The organism is Streptomyces sp. NPDC085932 (assembly GCF_044540525.1).
Lineage (GTDB): Bacteria > Actinomycetota > Actinomycetes > Streptomycetales > Streptomycetaceae > Streptomyces > Streptomyces levis.
Genome location: NZ_JBITSJ010000002.1, coordinates 1,392,563 through 1,418,483, shown reverse-complemented (window position 1 = coordinate 1,418,483; position 25,921 = coordinate 1,392,563). Strand labels below are relative to the sequence as shown.

The following is a 25,921-nucleotide window of genomic DNA, read 5'->3' as shown; positions in this document are numbered from 1 at the left end:
CGTCACAGGACGTCGTCGAGCCAGCCGAAGACCTCGTCCTGCATCGCGCGGGTGAAGACGTGGCCGAGCTCCGGCCACGTCTTCGTCCGCAGCCGCTCCTCGGCGCCGTGCGCGCGCCAGACGGCGCGCAGCTTGCCGTACGCGACCCGCACGCCCTCGGCGGGGAACAGCGGGTCCCGGCCGCCGTGGAAGAACAGCACCGGCTTGGGGGCGGCGATGCTCGCCACGTCCGGGATGTCGAGGTGCCGGGCGAGCCCGGGGTGGAGCATCCAGTACGCCGACTGCCCGCGCAGCGTGTTGTTGCCCGGCACCATCATCTCCTTGAGCCCGGTCATCCAGCAGACGCTCGCGGCGGCCGCCACGTGGTCGCTGAGGGCGGCCACCTGCCAGGCGCGGCAGGCGCCCATGGAGAAGCCGGCGGCCGCCACCCGCCGGGCGTCGACCCGGTCGAGTCCGGCCAGGAAGGCGGCGGCCCGCTCGTCCTCCCGGGCCATGAGCCCGGCCGGCGAGGAGCCCAGGTGGAAGAGGCTGGACGCCAGGGCCTGCTGCTGCTCGTAGGCCAGGGGCCCGCGATCGCCCCAGCCGAGCGCGTCCAGGCACAGCACGACATGGCCCCGGCGGGCCAGTGCGTCGCCGGGGAACCGCCCCTCGAAGTTCCGGTCCGCCCAGGCGGCGGCGGAGGCGCGGCGGGTGTCGTCGTACCAGGGGCGGACGAGTTTCTCCTTGCCGATGTCGAACCGGGAGCCGTGGTCGTGCAGCAGCAGCACGGCCGGGAAGGGCCCGCGGCCGTGCGGGGTGAGCAGGGCGCCGCGCACCCGGGCGTAGCGGGTCAGGGAGACGGTCACCAGCTCGCGGTCGTACCCGTCGCCCGGCGTGCGGCCGGTGAACTCCGGCGCGAACGGCACCGCGTCCTGCCGCTCGACGAGCAGATGCCGCTCGACGGTCGCCCGGGCGGTCCGCCGCCAGGCGCGGACGTCGCGGACCGGGGACCGGCCCCAGGCGAGTGGGAAGGTCAGGGCGTCCTTGAGCGCGGGGTGGAAGCCGGGCAGCGGACCGTCCACGATCCCCGGCTCCGGCCCGCTCAGCTGCCCTCCTTCCACGGCTCCCAGCCGCCCAGGTGGGCGGCGCGGGTCGCGGACCGGGCCTGCGCGTCGGTCAGTCGGGGCCGGTTCTCCGGAACGGTGATCCTCGCCCCCGGGCCGGTGTTGCGGTACTCGGCGAACCGCATGCTCTGCCAGGGGTGGTCCGCGCGCATGTCGGCGTACGGGGCGACCGCGTCGATGCCCGGGCCGAGCCGGGTGTCCCGGACGGTGAGCATCGGCCGGGCGGTGAGGTCGGAGCTGGGCACCCAGGGCCGGGCCAGCTTGTGGAAGCCGTCGGGGGCCTCGCTGCTGACGCGGCCGCGGGTGACCAGGTAGCCGCGTGGGTTGGCGCCGGCGGTCGACGGCGCGAACACGAACCCGTACGGGGGCCCGGCCAGGTCGGTCCGCGACAGCGTCCGGAAGTGGCACCGCTCGAACACGGCCGTCGCCCGCCCGAAGACGAAGTCGACGTCGCCCTCGGCGTAGCAGTGGGCGAAGTACTGGCGGGCGAAGATGCCCGGTGCCATGGAATCCGCGTACAGGGTGTCCTGGTGGCCGAGGAACCGGCAGTGGTGGAACGCCGACCGGTCGCCCTGGACCTTGAGGGCGACGGCCTGTGTGCCGGTGACCCCGGGGTGGTCGGCGCGCAGCCAGTCGTTGGCGAAGGTGATCCAGCGGGCGGTGAACCCGTCCGCCTGGACGGTCGCGGTGGCGGAACCGCTGGTGCCGTACGTGCCGCCGCCGGGCTTGGGTGTGCCGGCCGCGTTGTCGTACACGATCACCACGTCCCGGGGGTCCTCGCTCGCCCCGATCCAGGTCATGCCGGTGCGGGCCGGGTCGACGGCGACCGTCTGCCGGTAGACGCCCGGGGCGATGACCAGGGTGTGGCCGTCGCCGTCGGCGGCGGCCACCGCGTCGCGGACGGTGGTGACGTCACCGGCGCCGCCCGGGTGGACGTACAGGGTCCCGGGGTGCAGGCGGGCGGCCGGTGAGCCGTACCGGCCGAAGGGGCGCGGACGGGTGGCGGCCCGGGCGGGTCCGGCGGCGAGGCCGAGGGCGGCGCCGGTCGCGGCGCTCGCGGCGAGGCACCCCCGGCGGGAGACGGAACGGTGGGGCTGCTCGGGCATGATGCGGCTGCTCCTTCGCGGTGCGGCGCGTGTGCAGGGGGAGGAGGGAGAAAGGGGCCGGGGCGGGGACGCTGAGCGAGCCCGCCCCGGCTGAGGGCGAGCCGGCTCAGCGGGCGCGTCCGGCGCCCGCCCGGGCGTCGACGATGCCGGGCACGGCCTTCGCGGGGTCGACCCGGGTCCGCAGCGTCGGGGTCCAGCCGGCGCCCGGCTGGAGCGTCTCGCCGGGGATCTCCGCGTTGTGCACGGCGATCAGGTCGACGAGCCTGCCGTTGACGACGTTGCCGTTCGCGGTGACCGGCGCCTCGCTCCACTTCTTGAGGATCTTCGCCGGGCTCAGGCCCTTCGCCAGCGTGAAGGCGTTGTGCTCGGCGACGAGCCGGGACTCCTTGCCGATGCCGTAGACGTAGCCCCACTTCTGGTCCTCGGTGACCACGAAGTGGTTGTTGTACGAGTCGACCTGCCCGAACCGCACCCGGGGAGCCCGCTCGACGATGCCCTCGAAGCGGTTGTGGTGCAGCGTGACCTTCAGCTTCCCCGCGTCGTCGGCGGTGGCGCCGTCGCTGTTGCCGATCAGCATGGTCTTGTCGTGGTCCCGGAACGAGTTCCAGGACACGGTCACGTGGTCGGAGCCGCGCACGACGTCGAGCAGCCCGTCGTGCTGCTGATAGGTCTTGCCGAAGTAGGACGGCAGGGAACTGTCGGGGTGACGGCCGTCGGTGAGCGTGTTGTGGTCGATCCACACGTGGGTGGAGCCGTGGACGACCACGCCGTCGTACTCGGAGTTCCAGGCGCCGGTTCCGTTGTCGTCGGTGGGGTCCCACTGCGGGAAGCAGTCGACCGGTGCCTCGAACGTGAGGTTGCGGACGATGACGTTGTCGACGCCCTTGATCTGCAGGCTGCCGCCGAGGATGCCCGCGCCCTTGCCGACGCCGATGATCGTGGTGTCGGCGGGCACGTTCGCCTTGATGGCCTTGTCCTGGTGGGCCGCGGACGCCGCCCGCAACTCCTCCTGCTCACCGCTGACCGGCTGGTCGTGGCCCCAGACGGCGGGGTCGTAGGCGGCGAGGTACTTCCGCAGGTCGTACCCCTCGGCGGCGAACGCGTCGCAGCCCTCCGAGACGGCGTCGATCATCCCCTTGACCTTGATGATCCGGGGCGCCGTCCCGCCGTCCTCCAGGGCGGCCCGGAACTGCTCCCAGGTGGTGACGGTGTGGACGTGCGCGGCGTCGGCGGCCGCCCCGCCCGTGGTGCCCGTGCCGTACGAGCCCCAGCCGTCGCCGGCTCCCAGGGTCCGGCGTGCCGCGTCCCGGCTCCCGGCCTGCGCACCGGTGCCGGTCAGGGCGAGGACGAGCGCGGTGCAGCCCACGAGCACCACCGTCCTGGTGACATGATCATGACATTCACGAAGCTTCATGGTGCGGCTCTCTTCCTTGGTCGTCGGGGGTGTCACGCGATGGCCTCGGGCCAGTCGATCCAGGATTCGGCGACCGGCTCGTCCAGCCGCCGTAGGTCCCGCGGGCCGAGCACCCGGCGGCGCAGCGACTCCCGCGCCACGAGCCGCGCCACGGCGATGGCTCCCGCCGGGTTGAAGTGCGTGTTGTCCTGCTCGGTGGCGGTCCAGTCGAAGTACTTCTTCGTCCGCTCGGGCCCCAGCTCCTGCCACAGCGCGAGCGACAGCGCCTGGAGGTCGAGCAGTGCCACCCGTTCCTCGGCGGCGAGCGCCCGCACGGCGGCCGGGTACTCCCCGTGCGTCGGCAGGGCCCGCCCGGCCGCGTCGAACCGGCGCCGCTCCACGGACGTGGCGAGCACCGGCCGCGCCCCGCGGGCCCGGGCCTCGTCCACGTACGTCCGCAGATACTCCTGGTACGTCGACCAGGGCTCGGTGTGGCGGGCGGGGTCCTCCGCCTTCTCGTCGTTGTGCCCGAACTGGATGAACAGGAAATCCCCGGGCCGTGTCACGGAGAGCACGGCATCGAGCCGCCCCTCGTCGACGAAGCTCTTGGAACTCCGTCCGTTGACCGCGTGGTTGGCGACAACGAGTTCCTTGCGGAGGAAGAACGGCAGCGCCATTCCCCACCCGGTCTCGGGCGCGGCGTCGGCGTATTTCTGCGCGGCGGTGGAATCGCCGGCGATGTGCAGGGTGCGGCGACCCCGTGCATGGGCGCTACCGCCGAACGCCGGCGCGAGAGGAACAGCGCCCATTGCGGCGGCAGCCACTTGTCTGCGGCTCAAGGACACGCGGGGTTCCTTTCGAAGAGGGTGGGATTCACGCCGTGAGGGGCGCGGGACTGCATCGACGTGCGGCTCCGCCGCGTGGGCGCGACAAGCCGGGGACGGCCCGCTCCCGCGAACGCACGGGCCGTCCCACGGGAAGCCCGGCGGCACCTCACCCGTGCTGCTGGTCCCACTCCTCCTGCGCGGTGTTCAGCTGCTCGGCCATCGTGTCCAGGAATTCCTTCGCGCTCGTCTTCCCGAGCAGCACCTTCTGGAAGTTCGGCTCGTTGTCGGCCTTGGAGATGGTGTTCCAGTCCGGCAGGTAGTACGGCAGCTGAACGATCGTCGTCGAACCGTCCGACAACGCGTCCGCGGCCAGCTTCGTCGGCTCCGCCTTCGAGATCCACGCGTCCTGCGCCGCGTCCGTGTTCGACGGCACCTGTCCCGCCGCCTCGTTGAACTTCGAGTTCTCCGCCTCGGACGTGGCGAACTCGATGAACTTCCAGGCGGCTTCCTTGTTCTTGCCGCTCTTGAACAGCCCCAGTCCGTCCACCGGGTTGGACACCTGCACCCGCTTGCCGCCGGGCCCGGTCGGCTGCGGTATGCCGCGGAACTTGTCGACGCCGAGCGCCTTCACGTGGTCCTGGTACGACCCGAGGTTGTGGTTCAGCATCCCGATCGTGCCGGAGTCCCACTGCGCGACCATCTTGGTGAAGTCGTTGTTGAGGTCCGCGGCCGGCGTGACCTTCTTGTAGAGCGCCGCGTACCTCTCCAGCGCCTTGACGTTCCTCGGGTCGTTGACCGTGGTCCTTTCGCCGCTGGTGTCCCAGAACGAGGTGATCCCGGACTGCCCGTACATCGCGTCCAGCGCCTGGGCGATGGAACCGGCGCCCCCGCGGATGGTGTAGCCGAACTCGTTCCTGCCCTTGTTCGTCAGCTTGTCCGCGGCCTCGTAGAACCGGTCCCAGGTCGTCGGTTCCTGGAGGCCCGCCTTCTCGAACAGGTCGGTGCGGTAGTACAGCACGCCGTTGTTCGCGGAGGTCGGGATCGAGTACAGCCTGTCGTCGCCACCACCGGCCGCCTTCAGCGACTCGACCATGTCCTTGTTGAGCTTGCCGTCGAGCGACGACTCGGCCAGCCGCTCGTCGAGCGGCTCCAGCGCGCCCTGCGCGGCGAACCCGGCGATCATTGCCGATCCGACACCGCCGACGTCCGGCAGCCCGCCGCCCTGGAGGGCGGTGTCGACCTTGGACTGGTACTCGGTCGAGGCGATCCCGACGTACTCCACGTCGATGTCCGGGTGGGCCTTCTCGAAGTCGGCGATGATCTCCTTCCAGATCTCGGTGCGGACACCGCCGTTGTTGTCCCAGAAGACGATCTTGCCCTTGCCGCTTCCCTCGGCGCCCTTGTCGCCGCCCGCCCCGCTGCCGTCGTCGCCGCAGGCGGTCGCGGTCAGCGCCAGGACGGCCCCCAGGGCGACGCCCGTGACGGCGTGCCTGCTTCTGCGATTGCTGATCTTCATTGGTCGGCTCTCTTCTTCTTCCGGATCCAGCGGAACTTGAGGGTGTGGGGGGTCAGTGGCGGGCGCGGGGTGCAGCCTGGACGCGGATCACGTCCGGCTCCCCCGACCGTCCGGGTCTCGACAGGCGCTTGCTACGGAAGTGCGTCATTGCGGCTCCCAACAGGCGTGCGGGGTGGCTCACGAAGGCGTGATCCTGAACCGGGTGAACGTGGCGGCACCGGCGTGGCCGGGGCCGGCGGGCGCGAGCGCGACGAGGCCGAGCAGGGCGCCGACCCAGCGCCACGGGGTCGCGGCGAAGACGGGCCCGGAGGGCCGGAAGCCGTCGCCGGTGTCGGCCGAGAAGCGGCAGCGGGCCCCGGCGCCGATCTCGATCCGCAGCCGGGCCCGACCCTCCGGGGCGAGGCGCGGAGGGGCGGCGTCACGCTCGGACTCCGCGACCCCCTCGGCGAACCGGTGCACCAGGTGCGCGGTCCCGTCCGTGCCCCGTCGCAGGCCGATCCAGGAGAACGCGTCGCCGAGCACGGCGAGTCCGGCCCGTGCCCCGGGCTCGTCGCTGTCGAGCCGCAGCTCCACCTCGACCGCGCAGGGCTTGCCGGGCAGCCGCTGGGTGAGCACGTTCGGCAGTCTGCGCAGGTCGTGGGCGTCGGCCGAGCGGACGCAGGTCAGCCGCAGTCCGTCCCCGCAGTGGTGGATGGCCCAGCCGTCGCCCGGGTTCGCCGTCCACTGCCACTGGCGGCCGAACCGACCGCCGGGGAAGTCGTCGTCGGTGGCCGGAGCGGCGGGCGGCTGGGGCGGCAGGGCGGGGCGGCGGTGCACGGTGACCGGGGCGCCGTCGTCCCCGAGCACCGGCCAGCCGTCCCGCCCCCACGACATCGGCTGAAGGTGCACGACCCGGCCGTAGGGGCCGCGCTGCTGGAAGTGCAGGAACCAGTCCTCCCCGGAGGCGGTGCGCACCCAGCCGCCCTGGTGGGGGCCGTTGACCGCGGTGTCCTTCTGCTCCAGGACGATCCGCTCCTCGTACGGCCCGAAGAAGCCGCGCGAGCGGAAGGCCCCCTGCCAGCCCGTCTCCACTCCCCCGGCGGGCGCGAGGATCCAGAACCAGCCGTCGTGCCGGTACAGCTTGGGTCCTTCCAGGGTGAACCAGCCGGGTATGCGGTCGCCGTCGACGATCACCTTGCCCTCGTCGAGGAGTTCGGTGCCGTCGGGGCGCATCCGGTGGCCGGTCAGGCGGTTCTTGACGCCGGAGCGGGACTTGGCCCAGGCGTGCACCAGATAGGCCTCGCCGGTCTCCTCGTCCCACAGCGGACAGGCGTCGATCAGGCCCTTGCCCGCCTTCAGCAGGTGCGGGCGGGTCCAGGGCCCCCGGATCGCGGGGGCGTTGATCTGGAAGACGCCCTGGTCGGGGTCGCCCCAGAAGATCCAGAAGCGTTCGTCGTGGTAGCGCAGCGACGGCGCCCAGACACCGCAGTCGTGCCGGGGCGCGGCGAACGCCGCCGTCGGCTCCAGGCGTTCGAGGGCGTGGCCGACGAGGGTCCAGTTGACCAGGTCGCGGGAGTGCAGCAGGGGCAGGCCGGGGGCGCGGCCGAAACTGGAGGCGGTCAGGTAGAAGTCGTCGCCGACCCGGACGACGTCGGGGTCGGACCAGTCGGCGTCGAGGACGGGATTGGTGTAGGTCTCCTCGGTCGTCCCGGTGGTCACGGGCTCACCGCCTTGCGGACGAGGGCCGCGGCGGCGTCCCGGTCCAGGCGGCCGTCGGCGACGACGGTGACGATCCGGCGGACGACGGTCCCGCCCGGCGGGACCGGCAGCCGCTCGTCGAACGCCAGCGAGGAGCCGACCCCGGGGTACTCCTCGGTCCGTACGAACCACGGGTCGTGCCGGGTCCGTTCGGTGGCCCCGGCGAAGACCAGGGTCCAGCCGGCCCCGGCCAGGGCGAGCCAGTCGGCGCGGCTGCCGTGCGTCTGCGCCTCGCCCTCGGCCCGGGCCGTGAAGACCTCGGGCGCGGCGGCCTCCTTGCGGGCCCGCCAGAAGAACCCGCCGTAGGCCGCGCCCGGCCGGCCGTTGGTCGCGGGGCTGCCGATCGACAGCGGGGCCCGGGTGACGTTGGTGAGCGAGAAGGTGAGGTCCAGCGCCCAGGCCCGGTCGGTGAGTGCGGTGGCCGCGACCGTGCGGCGCTCGCGCAGCAGTTCCCCGCCGGCGGCGACCCAGCGCAGCTCCTCCACGAAGCCGTCGGGATCGCGCAGCTGGAAGGTGACGTGCCGCTGGCAGCCGTGGTTGTCCAGCTCGGTCGGGCCCCGGTCGCGGACGTAGGTGCGTCCGCCCCAGAAGTTGAACCCCTCGACGTCGGGAACGGCGACACCGACGCCGAGGTGGTGTGCGTGGTCGGCGGGGCCGAGTTCGGTGACCGCCGTGCCGGCCAGGGTGGTGACGGGGTGCAGGTAGGGCCGCGGGGAGAGCCGGGCGGGCAGCTCGGGCCGGGTGACATACCGGCCGACCGGCCGGCCCGCGACGCGCAGGACGGCGGTGTCGTTGCCGGTCATCGGGTGCTCACCTCGTTCGGCGGGTGCTCCGCGGCCAGGGCCCAGGGGGCGCCGAGCTCGGAGTAGAGGGAGAGGGTGTCGGCGGCCGCCGCGACGAGCCCGTCGATGCCGGGCACCACCCGGCGGTTCTCGCCGGGGACGCGGTGCCAGGCGCTTCCGGGCAGCGGCGCCGGGTCGGGAGCGGTGCGGACGGCCTCGACGACCTTCATGAAGGCGCCGGTCTCGTCCGGCGGGACCAGCAGGGCCGCGCCGGTGGTGAGGTGGTCGACGAGGTTCTCCAGCAGGTCGGTCCGGCCGTACTCGGACTCCTCCGGGCCGTGCCCCGCGCGCTGCAGCAGCACGCGGTCCTGCTTGTACCAGAAGGTGATGCGGCCGCTGCTGCCGTGCACCAGCACGTACGGCTCGTCGGCCCGTTCGGCGCACAGGGTCGCGGCGACGGTGACCGGGTGGCCCTGGGCGGTGGTGATCCGCACGCAGGAGGTGTCGTCGGACTCGATGGCGTTGGCGCGCAGCAGTTCGGTCTCGATGGTGAGCACGTCCTCGGCGCGGGTGCTGCCGCCCAGGGCGAGGGCGGTGGCGACGGCGTGCGCGAGGGGGTTGGTCAGCGCCCCGTCGATGACGTCGACGCCGTTCATCCGCCGCTTGCCCGCCCAGGGTGCCCGGCGGAAGTAATCCTCGTCGCGCACCCAGGCGCCGGCCCCGCCGAGCCCGGCCGGCGTGCCGATCGCGCCCTCGGCGATCAGCGCGCGGACGGCGGGCAGGGCGTGCGAGCCCAGCGACTGGAAGCCGATCTGGCAGACGACCCCGGCGGCGGCGACGCCGTCGGCCATCCGGCGGAACTCGGCGTAGGAGGGGGCGGGCGGCTTCTCCAGAAGGAGGTGCACACCCCGCCCGGCCGCCGTGAGGGCCAGGTCGGTGTGGGTGGGGATCGGGGTGCAGATCACCGCGATCCGGGCGCCGGTGGAGTCCAGCAGGGCCCCGAAGTCGGCGGACTGCTCGGGGGTGCCCAGGCCGTCGAGTTCCTCCTCGGTCAGCGGCGTCAGCTCGCAGACGCCCACCAGCCGCACGATGCCCTGCTGCTGCAGACGGCGGATGTTCTCGACGTGCCAGCGGCCGTGTCCGCGGGCGCCGGCGAGGACGACGGGCACCGGGGTGCTCAGGGGTTCGCTCATGGAGCCGATCATGCGGCCGGTCACGGGGTCCTCCCCTCTCTCGCGGCGGCGGGTCGTCCGGCGCTCATCCCTTCACCGCCCCCGCGCTGAAGCCCGTGATCAGCCACTTCTGGATGAAGGCGAAGACGATCACGACCGGCACGGCCGCGATGATGCCGCCCGCGGCGAGCGCGCCCAGGTCGACGCTGTCGGCGCTCATCAGGGAGTTGAGGCCGACGGGGATCGTCTGCTTGTCCTGGTTGTTGAGGAACATCAGGGCGAACAGGAAGTGGTTCCAGGAGTGGACGAAGGCGAACGAGCCGACGGCGATCAGGCCGGGCCGCAGCAGCGGCAGCACGACGATCCGGAAGGCCGTCATGCGGTTGCAGCCGTCGACCCAGGCCGCCTCCTCCAGGGAGTACGGCACATTCTTGATGAAGTTGCTGATGAGGATCATCGACAGCGGCAGCTGGAAGACCGTCTCGGCGAGGATGACGCTGCCCAGCGAGTTGATCATCTGCAGTTCGGCGAAGATCTCGAACAGCGGCACCAGCAGCAGCGCGCCCGGCACGAACTGGGAGCACAGCAGCGCCAGCATGAACGCCCGCTTGACCTTGAAGTCGAACCGGGCGAGGGCGTAGCCGCCGGCCAGCGCGACGAGCGTCGTCATGAGCAGGGTGGCGACGCCGACGAGGACGCTGTTGGCGAAGTAGGTGCCGAAGCTGCGCTCGGTCCACACCTTCTCGAAGTGCTCGAAGGTGACCGGCCAGGGCACGAGCGAGGTCGAGCCGGACGGGCGCAGGGAGAAGAGCAGGATCCAGTAGAAGGGGACGAGGGTGAAGAGCAGGTAGATGCCCAGGGGCAGGTAGATCTGCCAGCGGGGGGCCTCGTCCCATGCCCGGTTCCGCTTCACGGGCCGGGCGGGCTCCGGGGTGGCGCGCACGGGTGCGGGCGCCGTCCTGTTCGCTTCGCTGACGCTCACTTGCCCTCCCCTCCGAACTTGCTCAGCCGCAGGTAGACCATCGAGCAGAAGAGCAGGATCACGAACGCCACCGTGGTCAGGGCCGACGCGTAGCCGAAGTTGTGGGCGTCGACGGATGTGTTGGCGATGTACAGCGGCAGCGTGGTCGTCTCGCCCGCGGGGCCGCCGCCGGTCAGGGTGTAGAGCAGGTCGACGTTGTTGAACTCCCACACCGCCCGCAGCAGCGTGGACAGGATGATGGCGTCCTTCAGGTGCGGCAGCGTGATGTGCCAGAACTGCTTCAGCCGGCCGGCGCCGTCGACCTCGGCGGCCTCGTAGAGGTCCTTGGAGACGGACTGGAGGTCGGCGAGGATGAGGATCGCGAAGAACGGCACCCCGCGCCACAGGTCGGCCACGATCGCCGCCGGGAAGACGGTGGAGGTGTCCGACAGCCAGCTCGTGCCGTAGGAGCCGATGCCGATGTCCGCGAGATAACGGGTGATGCCCGTCTGGGAGTTGTAGAGCAGCACCCAGATCGCGGAGGTGAGCACGCCGGAGACGGCCCAGGGGGAGAAGACCAGGGCGCGCCCCAGGCCCCGGCCCACGAAGGTCTGGTTGACGATGAGGGCCAGCGCAAGACCGAACAGCAGTTGGAGTCCGACCTCGACGAAGACCCACTTGGCGCTGAAGACCAGGGTGTCCCAGAAGACGGGGTCCTCGGTGAAGGCGTGGACGAAGTTGCCGAAGCCCGCGTAGCCGTTCCGCCAGGGCTTGGTGGGGTTGTAGTTCTGCAGGCTGTAGTAGAAGACGCTGACGACCGGGTAGGCGATGAAGCCCAGCATGAGCAGGGCGGCCGGGGCGATCAGCAGGTACGGGAGCCTGCGCGGGGTGGCGGAGGCACGGCGCCGCCGGGGTGGCGCGGGCGGTTTCGCCACGGCTGCGGCTTGGGCCATGACTGTTCTCCGTTCTCGGTACGTCGTGGTACGTCGTGCTCGGTACGGGCGTGGCAAGCGCTTTCTGCCGGGGCAGTGTCGTGCCGGGTCGGGCCGAGGTGCGCGGGTGGTGCGGCCGTTCAGCCCGCGTACGGGTCGGCGACCCGGCCCGGGCGGGCGAGGAACTCGAAGTCGCAGCCGGTGTCGGCCTGCGTGATCTGCTCGTTGTAGAGCGCGCCGTAGCCGCGCTCGTAGCGGGTGGGCGGCGGCGTCCAGGCGGCCCTGCGCCGCCGCAGCTCCGCGTCGTCCACGTGGAGGTGGAGGGTGCGCGCCTCGACGTCGAGGGTGATCGAGTCGCCGGTGCGCACCAGGGCGAGCGGTCCGCCGACGTACGACTCGGGGGCGACGTGCAGCACGCACGCGCCGTAACTGGTGCCGCTCATGCGGGCGTCGGAGATCCGGACCATGTCCCGTACGCCCTGCTTGAGCAGGTAGTCGGGCAGCGGCAGCATCCCGTACTCGGGCATGCCCGGGCCGCCCTTGGGCCCGGCGCCCCGCAGCACGAGCACGTGGTCGGGGGTGATGCCGAGCGCCGGGTCGTCGATGGTGCGCTGCATGGTCCGGTAGTCGTCGAAGACGACGGCGGGACCGGTGTGCTTGAGCAGGCGCGGCTCGGCCGTGATGTGCTTGACGACCGCGCCGTCCGGGCAGAGGTTGCCGCGCAGCACGGCCACCCCGCCCTCGGCGGCCACCGGGTTCTCCCGGGTGCGGATCACGTCGTCGTCGTGGACGACGGCGCCCGCGATCTGCTCGCCCAGGGTGCCGTTGACGGTGGGCCGGTCCAGGTGCAGCAGGTCGGTGATGCGGGAGAGGAAGGCGGGCAGGCCGCCGGCGAAGTGGAAGTCCTCCATGAGGTACGTCCGTCCTCCGGGGCGGACGTTGGCGAGCACCGGCACGGTGCGGGCGATGCGGTCGAAGTCGTCGAGGGTGAGCCGGACGCCGGCGCGGCCCGCCATCGCGATCAGGTGGATGACGGCGTTGGTGGAGCCACCGAGCCCGAGCACCGTGGTGACGGCGTCCTCGAAGGCCTCGCGGGTGAGGATCCGGGACGGCTCGAGCGCGGTCCAGGCGAGTTCCACGGCCCGGCGTCCGGAGGCGGCTGCCATCCGTTCGTGCCCGGAGTCGACGGCCGGGATCGAGGAGGCGCCCGGCAGGGTCATGCCGAGGGCCTCGGCCGCCGCGGTCATCGTCGACGCGGTCCCCATGGTCATGCAGTGCCCGGGTGAGCGCGCGAGACCGCCTTGCAGCTCCCGCAGTTCGCAGTCGGTCAGGTTGCCCGCGCGGTGCTCGTCCCAGTACTTCCACATGTCGGTGCCGGACCCGAGGGTCTCGCCGCGCCAGTGGCCCGGCAGCATCGGCCCCGCGGGCACGAACAGGGCCGGTACGTCGGCCGAGGCGGCGCCCATGAGCAGCGCGGGCGTCGATTTGTCGCAGCCGCCGAGCAGCACCGCCGCGTCGACGGGGTACGACCGCAGCAGCTCCTCCGTCTCCATGGAGAGGAGGTTGCGGTAGAGCATCGGGGTGGGCTTCTGGTACGTCTCGGAGAGCGTGGCGACCGGGAACTCCAGCGGGAAGCCGCCGGCTTGCCACACCCCGCGCTTGACCGCCTCGGCGCGCTCGCGCAGATGGACGTGGCAGGGGTTGATGTCGGACCAGGTGTTCAGCACGGCGATCACCGGGCGGCCCTGGTACTCCTCCGCCTCGTAACCGAGCTGGCGCATGCGGGCGTTGTGCGACCAGGTGCGCAACTGGCCCTCGGCGCCGTACCACTGGTGGCTTCTGAGGTCCTCGGGGGCGAGCCGGCCGGTCATATCGACCACCCCGCGGCGATCGCGGCGACCTCGGCGCGCTCGTCCTCCCGCAGCGTCCGGCTCGGCGGGCGGACCTCGCGGCGGCACAGGCCGAGGGAGGCGAGGGCCTCCTTGACGACGGTGACGTTGTTCGCGGAGCCGTTGGCGGCGCGCAGTTCCTCGAAGCGGCGGATCTGCTCCCAGACCTTCATGGCGGCCGGGTAGTCGCCCGAGCGCAGCGCCTCGATCATGTTCAGGGAGACGGCCGGGGCGACGTTGACCAGCCCGGAGGTGAAGCCGGTGGCGCCCGCGGAGAAGTAGGAGGGGGCGTACGGCTCGGCGAGTCCCGCGACCCACACGAACCGTTCCAGTCCGGCGTCCCGGGCGAAGGCGGCGAACCTGGCGGCGTCCGGCACGGCGTACTTCACGCCGATGACGTTCGGGCAGGCGTCGGCGAGTTCGGCCAGGCGGGCACCGGTGAGCTGCGCGCTGCGGACGTACGGCACGACACCCAGCTCGGGCACGGCCTCGGCGACGGCCCGGTGGTAGTCGACCCAGCCGGCCTGGGAGACGTAGGGGTGGACGGGCTGGTGGACCATCACCATCTGCGCGCCGAGCTCGCGGGCGTGCCGGGCGGAGGCGACGGCGGTCGGGACGTCGTGCCCGACCCCGGCCAGGACGACGGCCCGGTCACCGGCCTCGTCCATGGTCAGCTCCGTGACCAGACGCCGCTCCTCGGGGGCGAGGGCGTAGAACTCGCCGGTGTTGCCGTTCGGGGTGAGGGTCGTGATGCCGCCGTCGAGCAGGCGGCGCAGCAGGGCCCGGTAGGTGTCCGGCGCGACGGAACCGTCCTCGGCGAACGGGGTCACCGGGATCGCCACCACGTCGGCCAGGGCCACCCGCTGGGTCTCGAACGCCACGCTGCTCATTCCTGGCCTTCCTGTTCCAGTGCCGCCTCGGGGAAGGCGCGCTGCACGAAGGACGCGATGTGGGAGTGGAGGGCGCGGGCCGCGCCGTCGGCGTCGCCGTCGAGGGCGAGCCGCAGGATCTCCCGGTGCTCGCCGGCCTCGCGCTCCCAGGAGGGCGAGGCGGCCCAGGCGACGGCGGAGACCAGGGCGGCCTGGTCGCGGACCTCGTCGAGCATCCGGCCGAGCAGCGGGTTGCCGCAGGGCAGGTACAGGGCGCGGTGGAACTCCCGGTTGGCCAGGGAGCGTTCGGCCGTGTCGGTGGCGCCGTCGGCCCGGGTCAGCGCGTCACGGGCGGCGTCCAGGGAGGCGCCGCGCTGCACGGCCCGCCTGAGGGCCTCGGGCTCCAGCAGCAGCCGGACGTCGTAGACCTCGCGCGCCATGTCGGCGTCCACCCTGCGCACCGTGACGCCCTTGTACTGGCTCATCACGACCAGCCCGGTCCCGGCGAGGGTCTTGAGCGCCTCCCGTACCGGGGTCTTGGACACCCCGAACTGCGCGGCGAGCTCGGTCTCGACCAGCGCCTGTCCCGGCGTCAGCTGCCCGGTCAGGATGCGGTGTTTGATCCCCTCCAGCACGTACTGCGTGCGGGAGGGGATCGGCGTGGGCACAGAGGTCATGCGCGCCTCTCGGATCTCGCGGTCACGGTGGATCGCGTATCGGATCTCGCGTATCGCGTCTCATATATGACGTACGAAGTACGACGCGATGACCGTAGGAGGGCGCGTTTGGTTCGTCAATGCTTCCGACGGAAAAACAGCAATCGCTTTCTACGAGCCGGGCTTCCACCCCGGGTCCCGCCCGCTCAGCCCCACCGCCCGCTCCAGCAGGGGCGCCTCGGGACCCACCGGCACGACGGGCCCGAAGATCTCGCCCCGGCCGGGGTCGTCGACGCTCGCGGCGAGGAAGTCGTGACAGACCCGGAGCGCCGCCGGGTCGGGGGTGTACGCCTGGCCGGTGGCACGGGCCAGGTCCCAGCCGTGGATCACCAGCTCGTCGATGGCGACGAGCCCGGCGACCTCGCCGGGCAGGTCGACGCCGCCGGCCCGGGTCATGCCGGTCCAGGCGGCCGGGTCGCGCCAGGCGTCGGCCAGTTCGGCGAGGACCTTGGGCAGCTCCTCGCGCCAGCCGGGGCCGACGTCCGGCAGCGCGGAGTCCGGGCTGGTGTCGGTCGTGACGCCCAAATCCTTGCGGCCGGCGTCGCGGAAGGCGAGGGCCAGCCCGGCCAGGTGCCCCAGCAGGTTGCGCACCGCGTACTCCGGACAGGGTGTCGGGCCCTGCAGTCGCTCGTCGGTGACGCCTTCGGCCAGCCGCGCCAGGACCGCCGTCTGCGGTCCGAGGTCGAGGGTCGGGGTGGTGTCGGTCATCCGGTGTTCCTCCTGGCTCCGAGTCCTGGGAGGTAGACCGACGCGGCCCGCGGAACTCATCGCCCCGCCGCCCGTTCCCTAAGGCACTTTCCCGATCCACGCGCGCGGGCCTTAGCACCACGATGACCTGGCATGACGAACGAAACGACCTGGCCTCCGGTGCGCGTCCTGCGCGACCGCGAGGCCGGGCTCTGCCTCTGTGCCGTGGTGGTCTCCGGCTTCGGCACCTCGGCGCTGTGGCTGGCGTCCGGCGTATGGGTCAAGGACCTCACCGGCTCGGACGGTCTGGCCGCGCTGTGCCTGCTCGCCATGTGGCTGCCGACCCTGGCCGGACCGCTGCTGGGCACGCTGGCCGACCGGGTCCGCCGCAAACCGCTGCTGATCGGCGTGAACGTGCTCCTGGGCGGTCTGCTCCTCACCCTCGCCGGCGTGGACTCCCCGGGCGGGTTGTGGCTGCTGTACGCGGTGCTGTTCGTGTACGGCGCGGCGGGCGTGGTCCACGACGCGGCCGAGTCCGCGCTCGTCACCACCGCCGTGGGCCCGTCCCTGCTGGGCGACTTCAACGGCCTGCGCATGACGGCCGCCGAGGGCATGAAACTGCTGGCCCCACTGGCCGGCGCGGGTCTGTACACCGCGTACGGCGGCCCGGGTGTCGCCCTCCTGGACGCGGCGACGTTCGCGCTGGCCACGGGGGTGTACGCCGCGCTGCGCGTCCGGGAGGAGAAGCCCGCGCCGCCGCCCCGGGGCAGCACCCGGCGCCGCACCGCCGAGGGGGCCCGCCACCTGTGGGCGCACCCCGTGCTGCGCCCCCTGGTCCTCGCGGGCGGCGCCACCATGCTGCTCGCCGGCCTGAACGGGGCGATGGTCTACGCCGTGGTCGACGGTCTCGGGCGTTCCCCCGCGTACGCCGGTGTGCTGTACGCCGTGCAGGGCGCCGGGTCGGTGGCGGTCGGCCTGCTGTCCGGCACCGCCCTGCGCCGGCTGGGGGCGCGGCGCTTCGCGGCGTACGGGATCGCCCTGCTGGCGCTGGGGGTGGCCCTGCGGGCGGTGCCGTCCGAGCCGGTGGCGCTCGGGTGCAGCGTGGCGATCGGGGCCGGGCTGCCCGCCGTGCTGGTCGCCGCGCTGACGTCCGTGCAGCGCGAGACACCCGGCCCGTTGCTGGGCCGGGTCACCGCCACGGCCAACACCCTGGTGTACGCACCGAACGTGGCCGGGCTCGCCGCCGGGGCCGCCCTGGTCGAGCTGGTGAGCCACCGGCCGGTGCTGGTGACCCTGGGCGTGGCCCTGCTGGCGACGGCGGCACCGTTGTTCACCCGCGCGGCCACGGCCGGAGCCGAGTCTCACGGGTGACGGCGGACCGTCACCTCAGGGCGCGGCGCGGGCGGCGGCGCCTCCCCCGGAGAGCCGCCGGGACAGCGAAGGCAGCCACCCCCGGCGAGCCGCCGGGACAGCGGCAGCGTCCGCCTCAGAGGCTCGCGAGGGCGGAACGTACCGCCTCCAGGTCGCTGTCGGAGGCCAGCCCCGCGTGATACAGCCGCAGTTCCGTGGCGCCGAGCCGGCGCGCCTCGGCCGCGTCGGCGGCGAGGGTGCCGGGGCTGCCGCCCATGCCGGAGACGACGGTGAAGTTCGCGGCGACGACCGCGTCCGTTCGGTCCTGCCGCGTGAACGGCGTGAGCGGGCCGGTGCCGGCGGCGCAGGGCACGACCACGCCGTCGGCGACGGACAGGATGTGCGCGGGATCGACGCCGGCGTTGGCGCCGGCGTGGTACGACACCGGGTCCGCGTGCAGCAGCACCTGGAAGCCCTCGGGTGCGGCCGCCCGGACCGCGGCGACGGCCTCTTCCTGGAGCGTGCGGGCGGTTTCGTCGCGGTACGCGCGCGTGGCCCGCGCGAGCGTCTCGCCGAGGAGCTTCTCGATGCCCGGCCAGGCCCCGTCGGAGGGAGCCCCCCGCCACACCGGCTCCAGCGCGGTGCGCACGGCGGCCGCCAGTTCGTCGGCGTCGAGGCCGTGGCGGCCGTAGCCCTCCCGGCAGGACGGGCAGAAGCAGAGCCCCATGAGGTACTGCCCGGCGTCCCCCAGGCCGACGCCGCCGGTCTTGTCGTGCGCGTGCAGGTGCTGCAGTCCGTACCAGCCGAGGGACTCCAGCTCGGTGCCGCGCGCCCCGGGCCGCACGGCCGCCTCCGCCGCGAGGTCGGTCAGGTACGCGCGCGTGGCGGGCTGCGCGATGCAGGGCGCCCAGGGGTAGCGGTCGCCGTAGGCGTTGACCACCGAGGTGTGCGGATGTTCCGCACCCAGACGGGAGTTGTGGGCGAGGACGACCCAGGTGTGCACCTCCGGGCCGGCGTCCGCGAGCGCGGCGGCGGCCCGGCCGAAGGCGTCGCCGGGGGCCCAGTCCCCGGCCGCGTGGGGGCGCAGCTCCCGCCCCTTCCAGCGGTCGTCCGCCGGGTACAGCACGGCGGCGTGCTCGGCGGTGACGACGCGGTGGCGCGGGTGGCGGGGCGTGAGCGCCCGGGTCGAGTGGTAGGCGGCGGCGAGCGTCACCTGGGCCACGCCGAGCGCGGCGATCCGGGCGGGCGCCTCGGGGTCGCCGTCGACGTCCCAGGGGTAGACGAATGCCGACGCCTTCACTTGGCCTCCTCCAGCAACGCGTGGCCGCGTTCGATCAGTTCGGCGAGCTGCTTCACATGATCCTCGGCCGGCTCGTGCAGCGGGGGCCGCACCTCCCCCACGTCGAGTCCGCGCAGGCGCACCCCGGCCTTGACCAGGGCGACGGCGTAACCGCGGCCCCGGGCGCGCAGTTCGACGAACGGGCGGTAGAAGCCGTCCAGCAGCCGCTCCACCAGGTCGTCGTCGCCCGTGCGGAGCGCCCGGTGGAAGGCGAGGGCCACCTCGGGCACGAAGCAGAACACGGCGGAGGAGTAGAGCGTGACACCCAGGGCGCGGTAGGCGAGCTGGGTCTGCTCGGCGGTCGGCAGGCCGTTGAAGTAGAGGAAGTCGCCCGGGGCCTCGGTGCGGACGGCGCTGACGATCCGCTGCATGAGGTCGAGGTCGCCGAGCCCGTCCTTCAGGCCGATGATGCCGTCCGTGCGGGCCAGTTCGACGACGGTCTCCGGGGTGAAGACGGCGTTGTCCCGCTGGTAGACGATGACCGGCAGGGCGGTCGCGGCGGCCACCTGCCGGTAGTGCCGCAGCAGCCCCTCCTGCGCGGCGACGACGAGGTACGGCGGCAGCGCGAGCAGTCCGTCGGCGCCGGCCGCTTCGGCGAGGCGGGCGTAGCGCACGGCGAGCGCGGTGCCGTACCCGGCGCCCGCGACGACCGGCACGCGCCCCTCGGCCGCCTCGACGGCGGCCCGTACGCACCCCTCGAACTCCTCGGGGGTGAGCGCGTGGAACTCCCCGGTGCCGCAGCAGGCGAACACGGCGGCGGCTCCGGCCGCCACGCCGTCGCGCACATGGGCACGGTAGGTGTCGAGGTCCACGGAGCCGTCGGAGCCGTAGGCGGTGACCGGGAAGAACAGCGGCCCGCTGGGGATGTTGAGTCGAGCGGCGAGAGGGGCTGACGTCACGAGCTCTCCCGGTTCCATATTCATGATTGGCGTCTATATTTCTGAACGACTCCACGCTAAGGCGCCGCATCCGCGCCGGTCAAGCGCGCGCAGCCGCGTCACACCAGCGGATTCGCCGCTTCCGCCGGCCCCTTGACGGGCCGAGCCCCGGATCCTTAGCGTGTCCACGCATATGAATGCCGTGCGCCCATGTGCACGATCGGCGAGTCAAGGAGAACCGAGGATGCCCGCTCCCCGCACCGTCCTGCTCACCGGCGCCGCCGGCGGCCTCGGCACCCTCATGCGGGACCTGCTCCCGGCCTACGGCTACGACCTGCGCCTGCTCGACCTGCGCCCGGTCGAGGGCGCGCCCGACGCGATCACCGCCGACCTGGCCGACCGGGACGCCGTGCGCGAGGCGGTCCGGGGCGTCGACGCGATCATCCACCTCGCGGGCATCTCCCTGGAAGCCCCCTTCGAGAAGATCCTCAAGGCGAACATCGAGGGCACCTACCACCTCTACGAGGCCGCCCGCGAGGAGGGCGTCGGCCGGATCGTCTTCGCCTCCTCCAACCACGCCGTCGGCTACACCCCGCGCCCCCGGGGCGACGACCCCCTGATCCCGGTCGACACCCCGCGCCGCCCGGACACCTTCTACGGCCTGTCCAAGTGCTTCGGCGAGGACCTGGCCCAGCTCTACTGGGACAAGCACGGCCTGGAGACGGTGTCGGTGCGGATCGGGTCCTGCTTCCCGGAGCCGACCACCGTGCGCATGCTCTCGGTGTGGATGAGCCCCGCCGACGGCGCCCGCCTCTTCCACGCCGCCCTGACCGCCGAGCGGGTCGGCCACACCGTCGTGCACGGCTCCTCCGCCAACACGCGCCTGTGGTGGGACCTCACCTCCGCCCGGGCACTCGGCTACGAACCGCAGGACGACTCCGAGCCCTGGGCCGCGAAGCTCATCGCCGAGCAGGGCGAGCTGGACCCGGAGAACGAGGCGCACGCCTGTCTCGGCGGCCACTTCGTGACGGACCCGCCGATCTGGCCGTACTGACCGGAAAGAGGCGGCACACACGGGCGGGCGGGCAGAGAACGGGCCTGCCCGCTCGGGCATTCGGGCACGGTCCGGACGCGGCCCGGCAGCGCCCCCGACGGCATGGATACCGCCACCACCAGCGACGACAGGCCCGGATCCGTCGGCATCACGGCACGTACGCCCGGGACCGAACGGGCGCATCCGGGCACGATCCCGCCCGCAACAGACCTGGCCACCGGCGACGCACCCGCTGTAGAACTTCCCCATGACCCACCGGGGGTTTGAACGGGCAGCGCGGCAGGAAGGCGGGTGACAGCCATGAACAGGACCGCGGAGGAACGCCAGCGCGAGATCGTGCTGGCCGCACGGCGCGACGGCTCGGTCGACGTCACCGTCCTCGCGGCCGAACTGGGCGTGGCCAAGGAGACGGTGCGACGGGACCTGCGGGTCCTGGAGGACCACGGCCTGCTCCGCCGCACCCATGGCGGCGCCTACCCCGTGGAGAGCGCCGGGTTCGAGACGACGCTCGCCTTCCGTGCCACCAGCCACGTCCCCGAGAAGCGCCGGATCGCGGCCGCCGCGGCCGAGCTGCTCGGCGACGCCGAGACCGTCTTCGTCGACGAGGGCTACACCCCGCAGCTCATCGCCGAGGCGCTCCCCCGGGACCGGCCGCTGACCGTGGTCACCGCGTCCCTGCCGGTCGCGGGCGCCCTCGCCGGGTCCGACAGCGTGTCCGTGCTGTTGCTCGGCGGGCGGGTCCGTCCCGGCACCCTCGCCACCGTCGACCACTGGACGACGAAGATGCTGGCCGGCTTCGTCGTCGACCTGGCGTACATCGGCGCCAACGGCATCTCCCGCGAGCACGGTCTCACCACCCCCGACCCCGCCGTCAGCGAGGTCAAGGCCCAGGCGATCCGGGCCGCCCGCCGCACCGTGTTCGCCGGGGTGCACACCAAGTTCGGAGCGGTCAGCTTCTGCCGGTTCGCCGAGGTCGGCACCCTGGAGACGATCGTGACGAGCACCCTGCTGCCGACGGCTGAGGCCCACCGCTACTCGCTGCTCGGACCCCAGGTCATCCGGGTCTGATCCACCCCCTTCACTCCCCACCGGGCGCAGCCACGCCCCGTGCTGCCCCTTATCTCCCCATTCATTCCAGGAGCGATCCATGCGAACCCAGAGCCGACGACGGCCTCCGCGAGCCACGCTCGCCCTGGCCGCCGCAGGGACGCTGCTCGCCCCGCTGCTCTCCGGCTGCTGGGTCGGGGCGGGCGGGGCCGGATCCGGCGGCGACGCCATCAACGTCCTGATGGTCAACAACCCGCAGATGGTCGAGTTGCAGAAGCTGACCCGCGCCCACTTCACCAAGGAGACGGGCATCGAGGTCAACTTCACCGTCCTGCCGGAGAACGACGTCCGCGACAAGATCAGCCAGGACTTCGCCAACCAGGCCGGCCAGTACGACGTCGCCACGCTGTCCAACTACGAGATACCGATCTACGCCCGCAACGGCTGGCTGCACGAGATGAACGGCTATGTCGCCAAGGACCCGGGCTACGACGAGCAGGACGTCCTCAAGCCGATGCGCCAGTCCCTCACCGGGGAGGACGGCAAGCTCTACGGCCAGCCCTTCTACGGCGAGTCGTCGTTCCTGATGTACCGCAAGGACGTGTTCGAGAAGAAGGGCCTGACGATGCCCGCGCGCCCCACCTGGCAGCAGGTGGCGGACCTCGCGGCACGGACCGACGGCGCCGAGCCCGGCATGAAGGGCATCTGCCTGCGCGGCCTGCCCGGCTGGGGCGAGGTGATGGCCCCCCTGACCACCGTCGTGAACACCTTCGGCGGCACCTGGTTCGACAAGGACTGGAAGGCGCGGCTCGACTCCCCCGAGTTCGAGAAGGCGACGAAGTTCTATGTCGACCTGGTGCGCGAGCACGGCGAGTCCGGCGCAGCCCAGGCCGGCTTCGCCGAGTGCCTGAACAACATGACCCAGGGCAAGGTCGCCATGTGGTACGACGCCACCTCCGCGGCCGGATCCCTGGAGGCGGACGGCTCCCCGGTCAAGGGCAAGGTCGGCTACGCCCCCGCGCCGGTCGAGAGGACCGAGTCCTCCGGCTGGCTCTACACCTGGGCCTGGGGCATCCAGAAGGCCTCGCGCAACCCGGACAACGCCTGGAAGTTCGTCTCCTGGGCGTCCGGCAAGGAGTACGAGCAGCTGGTCGGGGACGAGGTCGGCTGGTCCAACGTCCCGGCCGGCAAGCGGGCGTCCACCTACGCCAACCCGGCCTACCGCAAGGAGGCCGCCGCCTTCCAGGAGATGACCAAGGAGGCCATCGAGCAGGCCCGGCCCGACGACCCCGGTGTGCAGCCGCGTCCCGCGCCCGGCATCCAGTTCGTCGGCATCCCCGAGTTCACCGACCTCGGCACCAAGGTCTCCCAGGAGATCAGCGCGGCCATCGCCGGACGCCAGTCCGTCGAGTCGGCCCTGAGGAAGTCGCAAGCGCTCGCCGAGAAGATCTCCGAGGAGTACGAGGGACGATGACCGCCATGACCACGGCCCCCGTGGCCGCTCCCGAGACACGCACCCCGGTCCGCCGGCCCTCCGCCCGCCTGCGCGCCTGGGCGACCCGCGCCCCGCTGCTCCCCGCCCTGATCTTCATGATCGTCGTCACCCAGCTCCCCTTCGTGGCCACGCTGGTGATCTCCTTCTTCGACTGGAACAGCCTCTATCCCGACGCCCGGCGGTTCGCGGGTCTGGACAACTACCAGGAGGTCCTCACCGACGCGGACCTGCGCCACTCGGTGTGGACGACCGTGCTGCTCACGGTGGCGGTGGTGCTGGCCAGCCTGGTGCTGGGACTCGTCCTGGCGCTCCTGCTGGACCGCAGGTTCCGCGGCCGGGGCATCGTACGGACGCTGCTGATCGCGCCCTTCCTGGTGGTGCCGGTCGCCGCCGCCCTGCTCTGGAAGCATGTGCTCTACAACCCCGAATACGGCCTGTTCAACGGGTTGTTGCACTATGTGGGCGGGCCACAACCCGACTGGATCTCGAACACCCCGCTGCTGGCCGTCGAGGCCTCGCTCATCTGGCAGTGGACGCCGTTCATGATGCTGATCCTGCTCGCCGGCCTGCAGAGCCGTGACCACGAGCAGATCGAGGCGGCCCGGGTCGACGGCGCGAGCGACTGGCAGATCTTCGTCCACCTGACGCTGCCGCACCTGCGCCGCTACCTCGAACTCGGCGCCCTGCTGGGCTCGATCTACATCGTGCAGAACTTCGACGCGGTCTTCACGATCACGTCCGGCGGCCTCGGCACCGCCAACCTTCCCTACACCGTCTACCAGAGCTTCTACCAGGCCCACGAGAACGGCCTCGCCTCGGCCGCGGGCGTCCTGGTCGTCATCGGCTCGATCGTCATCGCGACCTTCGCCCTGCGCGTGGTGTCGTCCCTGTTCCGCGAGGAGGTGTCCCGCGCATGAGCACGACCGCCCTGCGAGCCCGCCGTGCCCGTGGCAAGGGAGCGGGCCTCGGCCTGCTGGCCTGGCTGCTCGGCATCGCGTTCTTCCTGCCCATCGCGTGGATGGCGCTGACGTCCTTCCACTCGGAGACGGACGCGGCGACCAATCCGCCGTCCTTCGCGGCCGCCCTGACCCTGGACGGTTACCGCGAGTTCTTCGGCGCGGGCGGCGGCGCGAGCCCCTGGCCGGCGCTGATCAACTCGACGGTCGCGTCCGTGGCGTCGACACTCCTCGTCCTCCTGCTGGCCTTCCCGGCGGCCTACGCGCTGTCCATCAACCGCGTCCGCAAGTGGACGGACGTGCTGTTCTTCTTCCTCTCCACGAAGATGCTGCCGGCCGTGGCGGGCCTGCTGCCGATCTACCTGTTCGCCAAGAACGCCGGGATGCTGGACAACATCTGGCTGCTGGTCATCCTCTACACCTCCATGAACCTGCCGATCGCGGTGTGGATGATGCAGTCCTTCCTCGCCGAGATCCCGGTCGCGGTGATCGAGGCGGCCCGGGTGGACGGAGCCCGGCTGCCGACGGTGCTGGCGCGGGTGGTGGCCCCGATCGCCCTGCCGGGCATCGCCGCCACGGCGCTGATCTGCTTCATCTTCAGCTGGAACGAACTGCTTTTCGCCCGGGTCCTGACGGGCGTGGTCGCCGAGACCGCCCCCGTCTTCCTGACCGGCTTCATCACCAGCCAGGGCCTGTTCCTGGCGAAGGTGTGCGCCGCGTCGCTCGTCATCTCCCTGCCGGTGCTCGCCGCGGGGTTCGCCGCCCAGGACAAGCTGGTCCAGGGCCTGTCGTTGGGAGCCGTGAAATGAAGGCCGCCGTCATCGAGTCCGTGGGCCGGGCCGTCGTCGCCGAGGTCCCGGACCCGACGCCAGGGCCGCGCGAGGTCGTCGTCGAGGTCGCGGCCTGCGGCCTGTGCGGCACGGACCTGCACATCCTCCAGGGCGAGTTCGCCCCGAAGCTGCCGATCGTGCCCGGGCACGAGTTCGCGGGCGAGGTCGTCGGCGTCGGCACCCAGGTCACGGAGGTGGCGGTGGGCGACCGGGTCGCGGTCGACCCGTCCCTGTACTGCCATGAGTGCCGCTACTGCCGCACGGGCCACAACAACCTGTGCGAGCGCTGGGCGGCGATCGGCGTGACGACGGCCGGAGGCGCGGCGAAGTACGCCCTCGCCCCGGTGGCGAACTGCGTGAAGCTGCCGGAGCACGTCCGCACGCAGGACGCGGCGCTCGTGGAGCCGCTGTCCTGCGCGGTGCGCGGCTACGACGTCCTGCAGTCCCGCCTCGGCGCACACGTGCTGATCTACGGCTCCGGCACGATGGGCCTGATGATGCTGGAGCTGGCCAAGCGCACGGGCGCGGCGAGCGTGGACGTCGTCGACGTGAACCCGGCCCGGCTGGAGACGGCCCGCCGCCTGGGCGTCTCGGGCTCCGCGGCGAACCCGGACGAGCTGGACCGCCCGCAGGGCTGGGACCTGGTCGTCGACGCCACGGGCAACGCGGCGGCGATCCAGGACGGCCTGGACCGGGTGGCGAAGGCCGGTACGTTCCTGCAGTTCGGCGTCGCCGACTACGCGACCCGCGTGTCCATCGACCCGTACCGCATCTACAACCAGGAGATCACCATCACCGGCTCGATGGCGGTGCTGCACAGCTTCGAACGGGCCGCGGAGCTCTTCGCCAACGGCGTCCTCGACCCCGACGTCTTCATCAGCGACCGCATCCCGCTGGAGCGGTACCCGCAGGCGCTGGAGCAGTTCGCGGCGGGGGTCGGCCGCAAGATCGTGGTCGTGCCGTAGGGCGACCGGCTGCCGTGGGCGGAGCGGGCGGGGCGGGCGGAAATCCGGTGGGACGGCCCGCCCCGCCCCCGTACCCTCACGGCATGCCACGACCCCACGGATTCAGCTACGCGCAGCACACCGGCGGAACCGTCCGCATCAGCCACCACGGCCACCCCGCCACCACCCTGAACGGCGCGCGCGCCGCACGGTTCCTCGCCGAGGTCGAGGCCTCCGACCCGCAGCTCGTCATGGCCCGCTGGACCGGGAACTACAAGCGCGGCAACGAGCGCACCGCCCGCGACCACCCGCGCAACCGCCGCTGACCCGATTGGCCG

At 72.4% G+C, this 25,921-nt stretch carries 24 protein-coding genes; 8 read left to right on the top strand and 16 right to left on the bottom strand.

Features of this window, described 5'->3' with window-relative positions; genetic code table 11:
* Positions 1-2: 2 nt before the first annotated feature.
* The 14 genes from ACIGAQ_RS15540 to ACIGAQ_RS15475 form a co-directional block, all read right to left on the bottom strand.
* Positions 3-1,100, bottom strand: coding sequence for a dienelactone hydrolase family protein (locus tag ACIGAQ_RS15540; protein WP_399782935.1), 1,098 nt, complete (start codon positions 1,098-1,100; stop codon positions 3-5).
* Complete coding sequence (locus ACIGAQ_RS15535; protein WP_399782932.1) at positions 1,082-2,209, bottom strand: pectinesterase family protein; 1,128 nt, start codon at positions 2,207-2,209, stop codon at positions 1,082-1,084. Before ACIGAQ_RS15535 ends, ACIGAQ_RS15540 begins: the two co-directional genes overlap by 19 nt.
* Positions 2,210-2,315: 106 nt before the next feature.
* Complete coding sequence (locus tag ACIGAQ_RS15530; protein WP_399782929.1) at positions 2,316-3,623, bottom strand: polysaccharide lyase family 1 protein; 1,308 nt, start codon at positions 3,621-3,623, stop codon at positions 2,316-2,318.
* A gap of 32 nt (positions 3,624-3,655) precedes the next feature.
* Positions 3,656-4,447 (bottom strand): rhamnogalacturonan acetylesterase, encoded by a 792-nt coding sequence (locus ACIGAQ_RS15525; RefSeq protein ID WP_399782926.1) that lies wholly within the window; start codon positions 4,445-4,447, stop codon positions 3,656-3,658.
* 148 nt (positions 4,448-4,595) lie between these two features.
* The gene (locus tag ACIGAQ_RS15520) at positions 4,596-5,945 is read right to left on the bottom strand and encodes an ABC transporter substrate-binding protein (RefSeq protein WP_399782923.1); all 1,350 of its coding nucleotides are present in this window, start codon (positions 5,943-5,945) and stop codon (positions 4,596-4,598) included.
* Between the two features lie 177 nt (positions 5,946-6,122).
* Entirely contained in the window at positions 6,123-7,643 is a 1,521-nt protein-coding gene (locus tag ACIGAQ_RS15515; RefSeq protein ID WP_399782920.1) for a family 43 glycosylhydrolase, read from the bottom strand.
* A complete protein-coding gene (locus tag ACIGAQ_RS15510; protein ID WP_399782917.1) occupies positions 7,640-8,485 on the bottom strand; it encodes a PmoA family protein in 846 nt (281 codons plus the stop codon). Before ACIGAQ_RS15510 ends, ACIGAQ_RS15515 begins: the two co-directional genes overlap by 4 nt.
* Positions 8,482-9,657, bottom strand: coding sequence for a Gfo/Idh/MocA family protein (locus tag ACIGAQ_RS15505; RefSeq protein ID WP_399782914.1), 1,176 nt, complete (start codon positions 9,655-9,657; stop codon positions 8,482-8,484). Before ACIGAQ_RS15505 ends, ACIGAQ_RS15510 begins: the two co-directional genes overlap by 4 nt.
* Positions 9,658-9,721: 64 nt before the next feature.
* Positions 9,722-10,618 (bottom strand): carbohydrate ABC transporter permease, encoded by an 897-nt coding sequence (locus ACIGAQ_RS15500; protein ID WP_394814280.1) that lies wholly within the window; start codon positions 10,616-10,618, stop codon positions 9,722-9,724.
* Positions 10,615-11,550, bottom strand: coding sequence for a carbohydrate ABC transporter permease (locus ACIGAQ_RS15495; protein WP_399782910.1), 936 nt, complete (start codon positions 11,548-11,550; stop codon positions 10,615-10,617). The genes ACIGAQ_RS15500 and ACIGAQ_RS15495 overlap by 4 nt, the downstream gene beginning before the upstream one ends.
* A gap of 119 nt (positions 11,551-11,669) precedes the next feature.
* Positions 11,670-13,400, bottom strand: coding sequence for an L-arabinonate dehydratase (gene araD / locus ACIGAQ_RS15490; RefSeq protein WP_399782907.1), 1,731 nt, complete (start codon positions 13,398-13,400; stop codon positions 11,670-11,672).
* Positions 13,397-14,308, bottom strand: coding sequence for a dihydrodipicolinate synthase family protein (locus tag ACIGAQ_RS15485; protein WP_399782904.1), 912 nt, complete (start codon positions 14,306-14,308; stop codon positions 13,397-13,399). Before ACIGAQ_RS15485 ends, araD begins: the two co-directional genes overlap by 4 nt.
* The gene (locus ACIGAQ_RS15480) at positions 14,305-14,964 is read right to left on the bottom strand and encodes a GntR family transcriptional regulator (RefSeq protein ID WP_311683738.1); all 660 of its coding nucleotides are present in this window, start codon (positions 14,962-14,964) and stop codon (positions 14,305-14,307) included. The genes ACIGAQ_RS15485 and ACIGAQ_RS15480 overlap by 4 nt, the downstream gene beginning before the upstream one ends.
* 150 nt (positions 14,965-15,114) lie before the next feature.
* On the bottom strand, positions 15,115-15,711 hold the full coding sequence (locus tag ACIGAQ_RS15475; RefSeq protein ID WP_399782901.1) for a TIGR03086 family metal-binding protein: 597 nt from the start codon (positions 15,709-15,711) through the stop codon (positions 15,115-15,117).
* Positions 15,712-15,843: 132 nt separating this feature from the next.
* Between ACIGAQ_RS15475 and ACIGAQ_RS15470 the strand changes: the two genes are divergently transcribed.
* The gene (locus tag ACIGAQ_RS15470) at positions 15,844-17,061 is read left to right on the top strand and encodes an MFS transporter (RefSeq protein ID WP_399782898.1); all 1,218 of its coding nucleotides are present in this window, start codon (positions 15,844-15,846) and stop codon (positions 17,059-17,061) included.
* A 115-nt stretch (positions 17,062-17,176) separates the two neighbouring features.
* On the opposite strand, the gene ACIGAQ_RS15465 is transcribed toward ACIGAQ_RS15470, so the two are convergent.
* Complete coding sequence (locus ACIGAQ_RS15465; protein WP_399782895.1) at positions 17,177-18,340, bottom strand: hypothetical protein; 1,164 nt, start codon at positions 18,338-18,340, stop codon at positions 17,177-17,179.
* The gene (locus ACIGAQ_RS15460; RefSeq protein ID WP_311683730.1) at positions 18,337-19,278 is read right to left on the bottom strand and encodes a 5-dehydro-4-deoxyglucarate dehydratase; all 942 of its coding nucleotides are present in this window, start codon (positions 19,276-19,278) and stop codon (positions 18,337-18,339) included. Before ACIGAQ_RS15460 ends, ACIGAQ_RS15465 begins: the two co-directional genes overlap by 4 nt.
* Positions 19,279-19,501: 223 nt before the next feature.
* Between ACIGAQ_RS15460 and ACIGAQ_RS15455 the strand changes: the two genes are divergently transcribed.
* From ACIGAQ_RS15455 to ACIGAQ_RS15425, 7 genes are all read left to right on the top strand, one after another.
* On the top strand, positions 19,502-20,311 hold the full coding sequence (locus ACIGAQ_RS15455) for an NAD(P)-dependent oxidoreductase (protein ID WP_362282094.1): 810 nt from the start codon (positions 19,502-19,504) through the stop codon (positions 20,309-20,311).
* Positions 20,312-20,611: 300 nt separating this feature from the next.
* On the top strand, positions 20,612-21,379 hold the full coding sequence (locus ACIGAQ_RS15450) for a DeoR/GlpR family DNA-binding transcription regulator (protein ID WP_311683726.1): 768 nt from the start codon (positions 20,612-20,614) through the stop codon (positions 21,377-21,379).
* Positions 21,380-21,458: 79 nt separating this feature from the next.
* Positions 21,459-22,832, top strand: coding sequence for a sugar ABC transporter substrate-binding protein (locus ACIGAQ_RS15445; RefSeq protein WP_362282097.1), 1,374 nt, complete (start codon positions 21,459-21,461; stop codon positions 22,830-22,832).
* A complete protein-coding gene (locus tag ACIGAQ_RS15440; RefSeq protein ID WP_311683722.1) occupies positions 22,829-23,770 on the top strand; it encodes a sugar ABC transporter permease in 942 nt (313 codons plus the stop codon). The genes ACIGAQ_RS15445 and ACIGAQ_RS15440 overlap by 4 nt, the downstream gene beginning before the upstream one ends.
* Positions 23,767-24,618, top strand: coding sequence for a carbohydrate ABC transporter permease (locus tag ACIGAQ_RS15435; RefSeq protein WP_311683720.1), 852 nt, complete (start codon positions 23,767-23,769; stop codon positions 24,616-24,618). Before ACIGAQ_RS15440 ends, ACIGAQ_RS15435 begins: the two co-directional genes overlap by 4 nt.
* Positions 24,615-25,604, top strand: a complete 990-nt coding sequence (locus ACIGAQ_RS15430; RefSeq protein ID WP_311683719.1) for a zinc-dependent alcohol dehydrogenase family protein — start codon at positions 24,615-24,617, stop codon at positions 25,602-25,604. The genes ACIGAQ_RS15435 and ACIGAQ_RS15430 overlap by 4 nt, the downstream gene beginning before the upstream one ends.
* A gap of 83 nt (positions 25,605-25,687) precedes the next feature.
* Entirely contained in the window at positions 25,688-25,909 is a 222-nt protein-coding gene (locus ACIGAQ_RS15425; protein ID WP_311683717.1) for a hypothetical protein, read from the top strand.
* Positions 25,910-25,921: the final 12 nt, after the last annotated feature.

What these genes read in the sequence shown, in the direction of transcription:
- ACIGAQ_RS15535 (WP_399782932.1), bottom strand. Translation starts at nt 2,209, where the DNA reads ATGCCCGAGCAGCCCCACCGTTCCGTCTCCCGCCGGGGGTGCCTCGCC.
- ACIGAQ_RS15530 (WP_399782929.1), bottom strand. Translation starts at nt 3,623, where the DNA reads ATGAAGCTTCGTGAATGTCATGATCATGTCACCAGGACGGTGGTGCTC.
- ACIGAQ_RS15520 (WP_399782923.1), bottom strand. Translation starts at nt 5,945, where the DNA reads ATGAAGATCAGCAATCGCAGAAGCAGGCACGCCGTCACGGGCGTCGCC.
- ACIGAQ_RS15510 (WP_399782917.1), bottom strand. Translation starts at nt 8,485, where the DNA reads ATGACCGGCAACGACACCGCCGTCCTGCGCGTCGCGGGCCGGCCGGTC.
- ACIGAQ_RS15505 (WP_399782914.1), bottom strand. Translation starts at nt 9,657, where the DNA reads ATGAGCGAACCCCTGAGCACCCCGGTGCCCGTCGTCCTCGCCGGCGCC.
- ACIGAQ_RS15495 (WP_399782910.1), bottom strand. Translation starts at nt 11,550, where the DNA reads ATGGCCCAAGCCGCAGCCGTGGCGAAACCGCCCGCGCCACCCCGGCGG.
- araD (WP_399782907.1), bottom strand. Translation starts at nt 13,400, where the DNA reads ATGACCGGCCGGCTCGCCCCCGAGGACCTCAGAAGCCACCAGTGGTAC.
- ACIGAQ_RS15485 (WP_399782904.1), bottom strand. Translation starts at nt 14,308, where the DNA reads ATGAGCAGCGTGGCGTTCGAGACCCAGCGGGTGGCCCTGGCCGACGTG.
- ACIGAQ_RS15480 (WP_311683738.1), bottom strand. Translation starts at nt 14,964, where the DNA reads ATGACCTCTGTGCCCACGCCGATCCCCTCCCGCACGCAGTACGTGCTG.
- ACIGAQ_RS15475 (WP_399782901.1), bottom strand. Translation starts at nt 15,711, where the DNA reads ATGACCGACACCACCCCGACCCTCGACCTCGGACCGCAGACGGCGGTC.
- ACIGAQ_RS15470 (WP_399782898.1), top strand. Translation starts at nt 15,844, where the DNA reads ATGACGAACGAAACGACCTGGCCTCCGGTGCGCGTCCTGCGCGACCGC.
- ACIGAQ_RS15455 (WP_362282094.1), top strand. Translation starts at nt 19,502, where the DNA reads ATGCCCGCTCCCCGCACCGTCCTGCTCACCGGCGCCGCCGGCGGCCTC.
- ACIGAQ_RS15450 (WP_311683726.1), top strand. Translation starts at nt 20,612, where the DNA reads ATGAACAGGACCGCGGAGGAACGCCAGCGCGAGATCGTGCTGGCCGCA.
- ACIGAQ_RS15445 (WP_362282097.1), top strand. Translation starts at nt 21,459, where the DNA reads ATGCGAACCCAGAGCCGACGACGGCCTCCGCGAGCCACGCTCGCCCTG.
- ACIGAQ_RS15440 (WP_311683722.1), top strand. Translation starts at nt 22,829, where the DNA reads ATGACCGCCATGACCACGGCCCCCGTGGCCGCTCCCGAGACACGCACC.
- ACIGAQ_RS15435 (WP_311683720.1), top strand. Translation starts at nt 23,767, where the DNA reads ATGAGCACGACCGCCCTGCGAGCCCGCCGTGCCCGTGGCAAGGGAGCG.
- ACIGAQ_RS15430 (WP_311683719.1), top strand. Translation starts at nt 24,615, where the DNA reads ATGAAGGCCGCCGTCATCGAGTCCGTGGGCCGGGCCGTCGTCGCCGAG.
- ACIGAQ_RS15425 (WP_311683717.1), top strand. Translation starts at nt 25,688, where the DNA reads ATGCCACGACCCCACGGATTCAGCTACGCGCAGCACACCGGCGGAACC.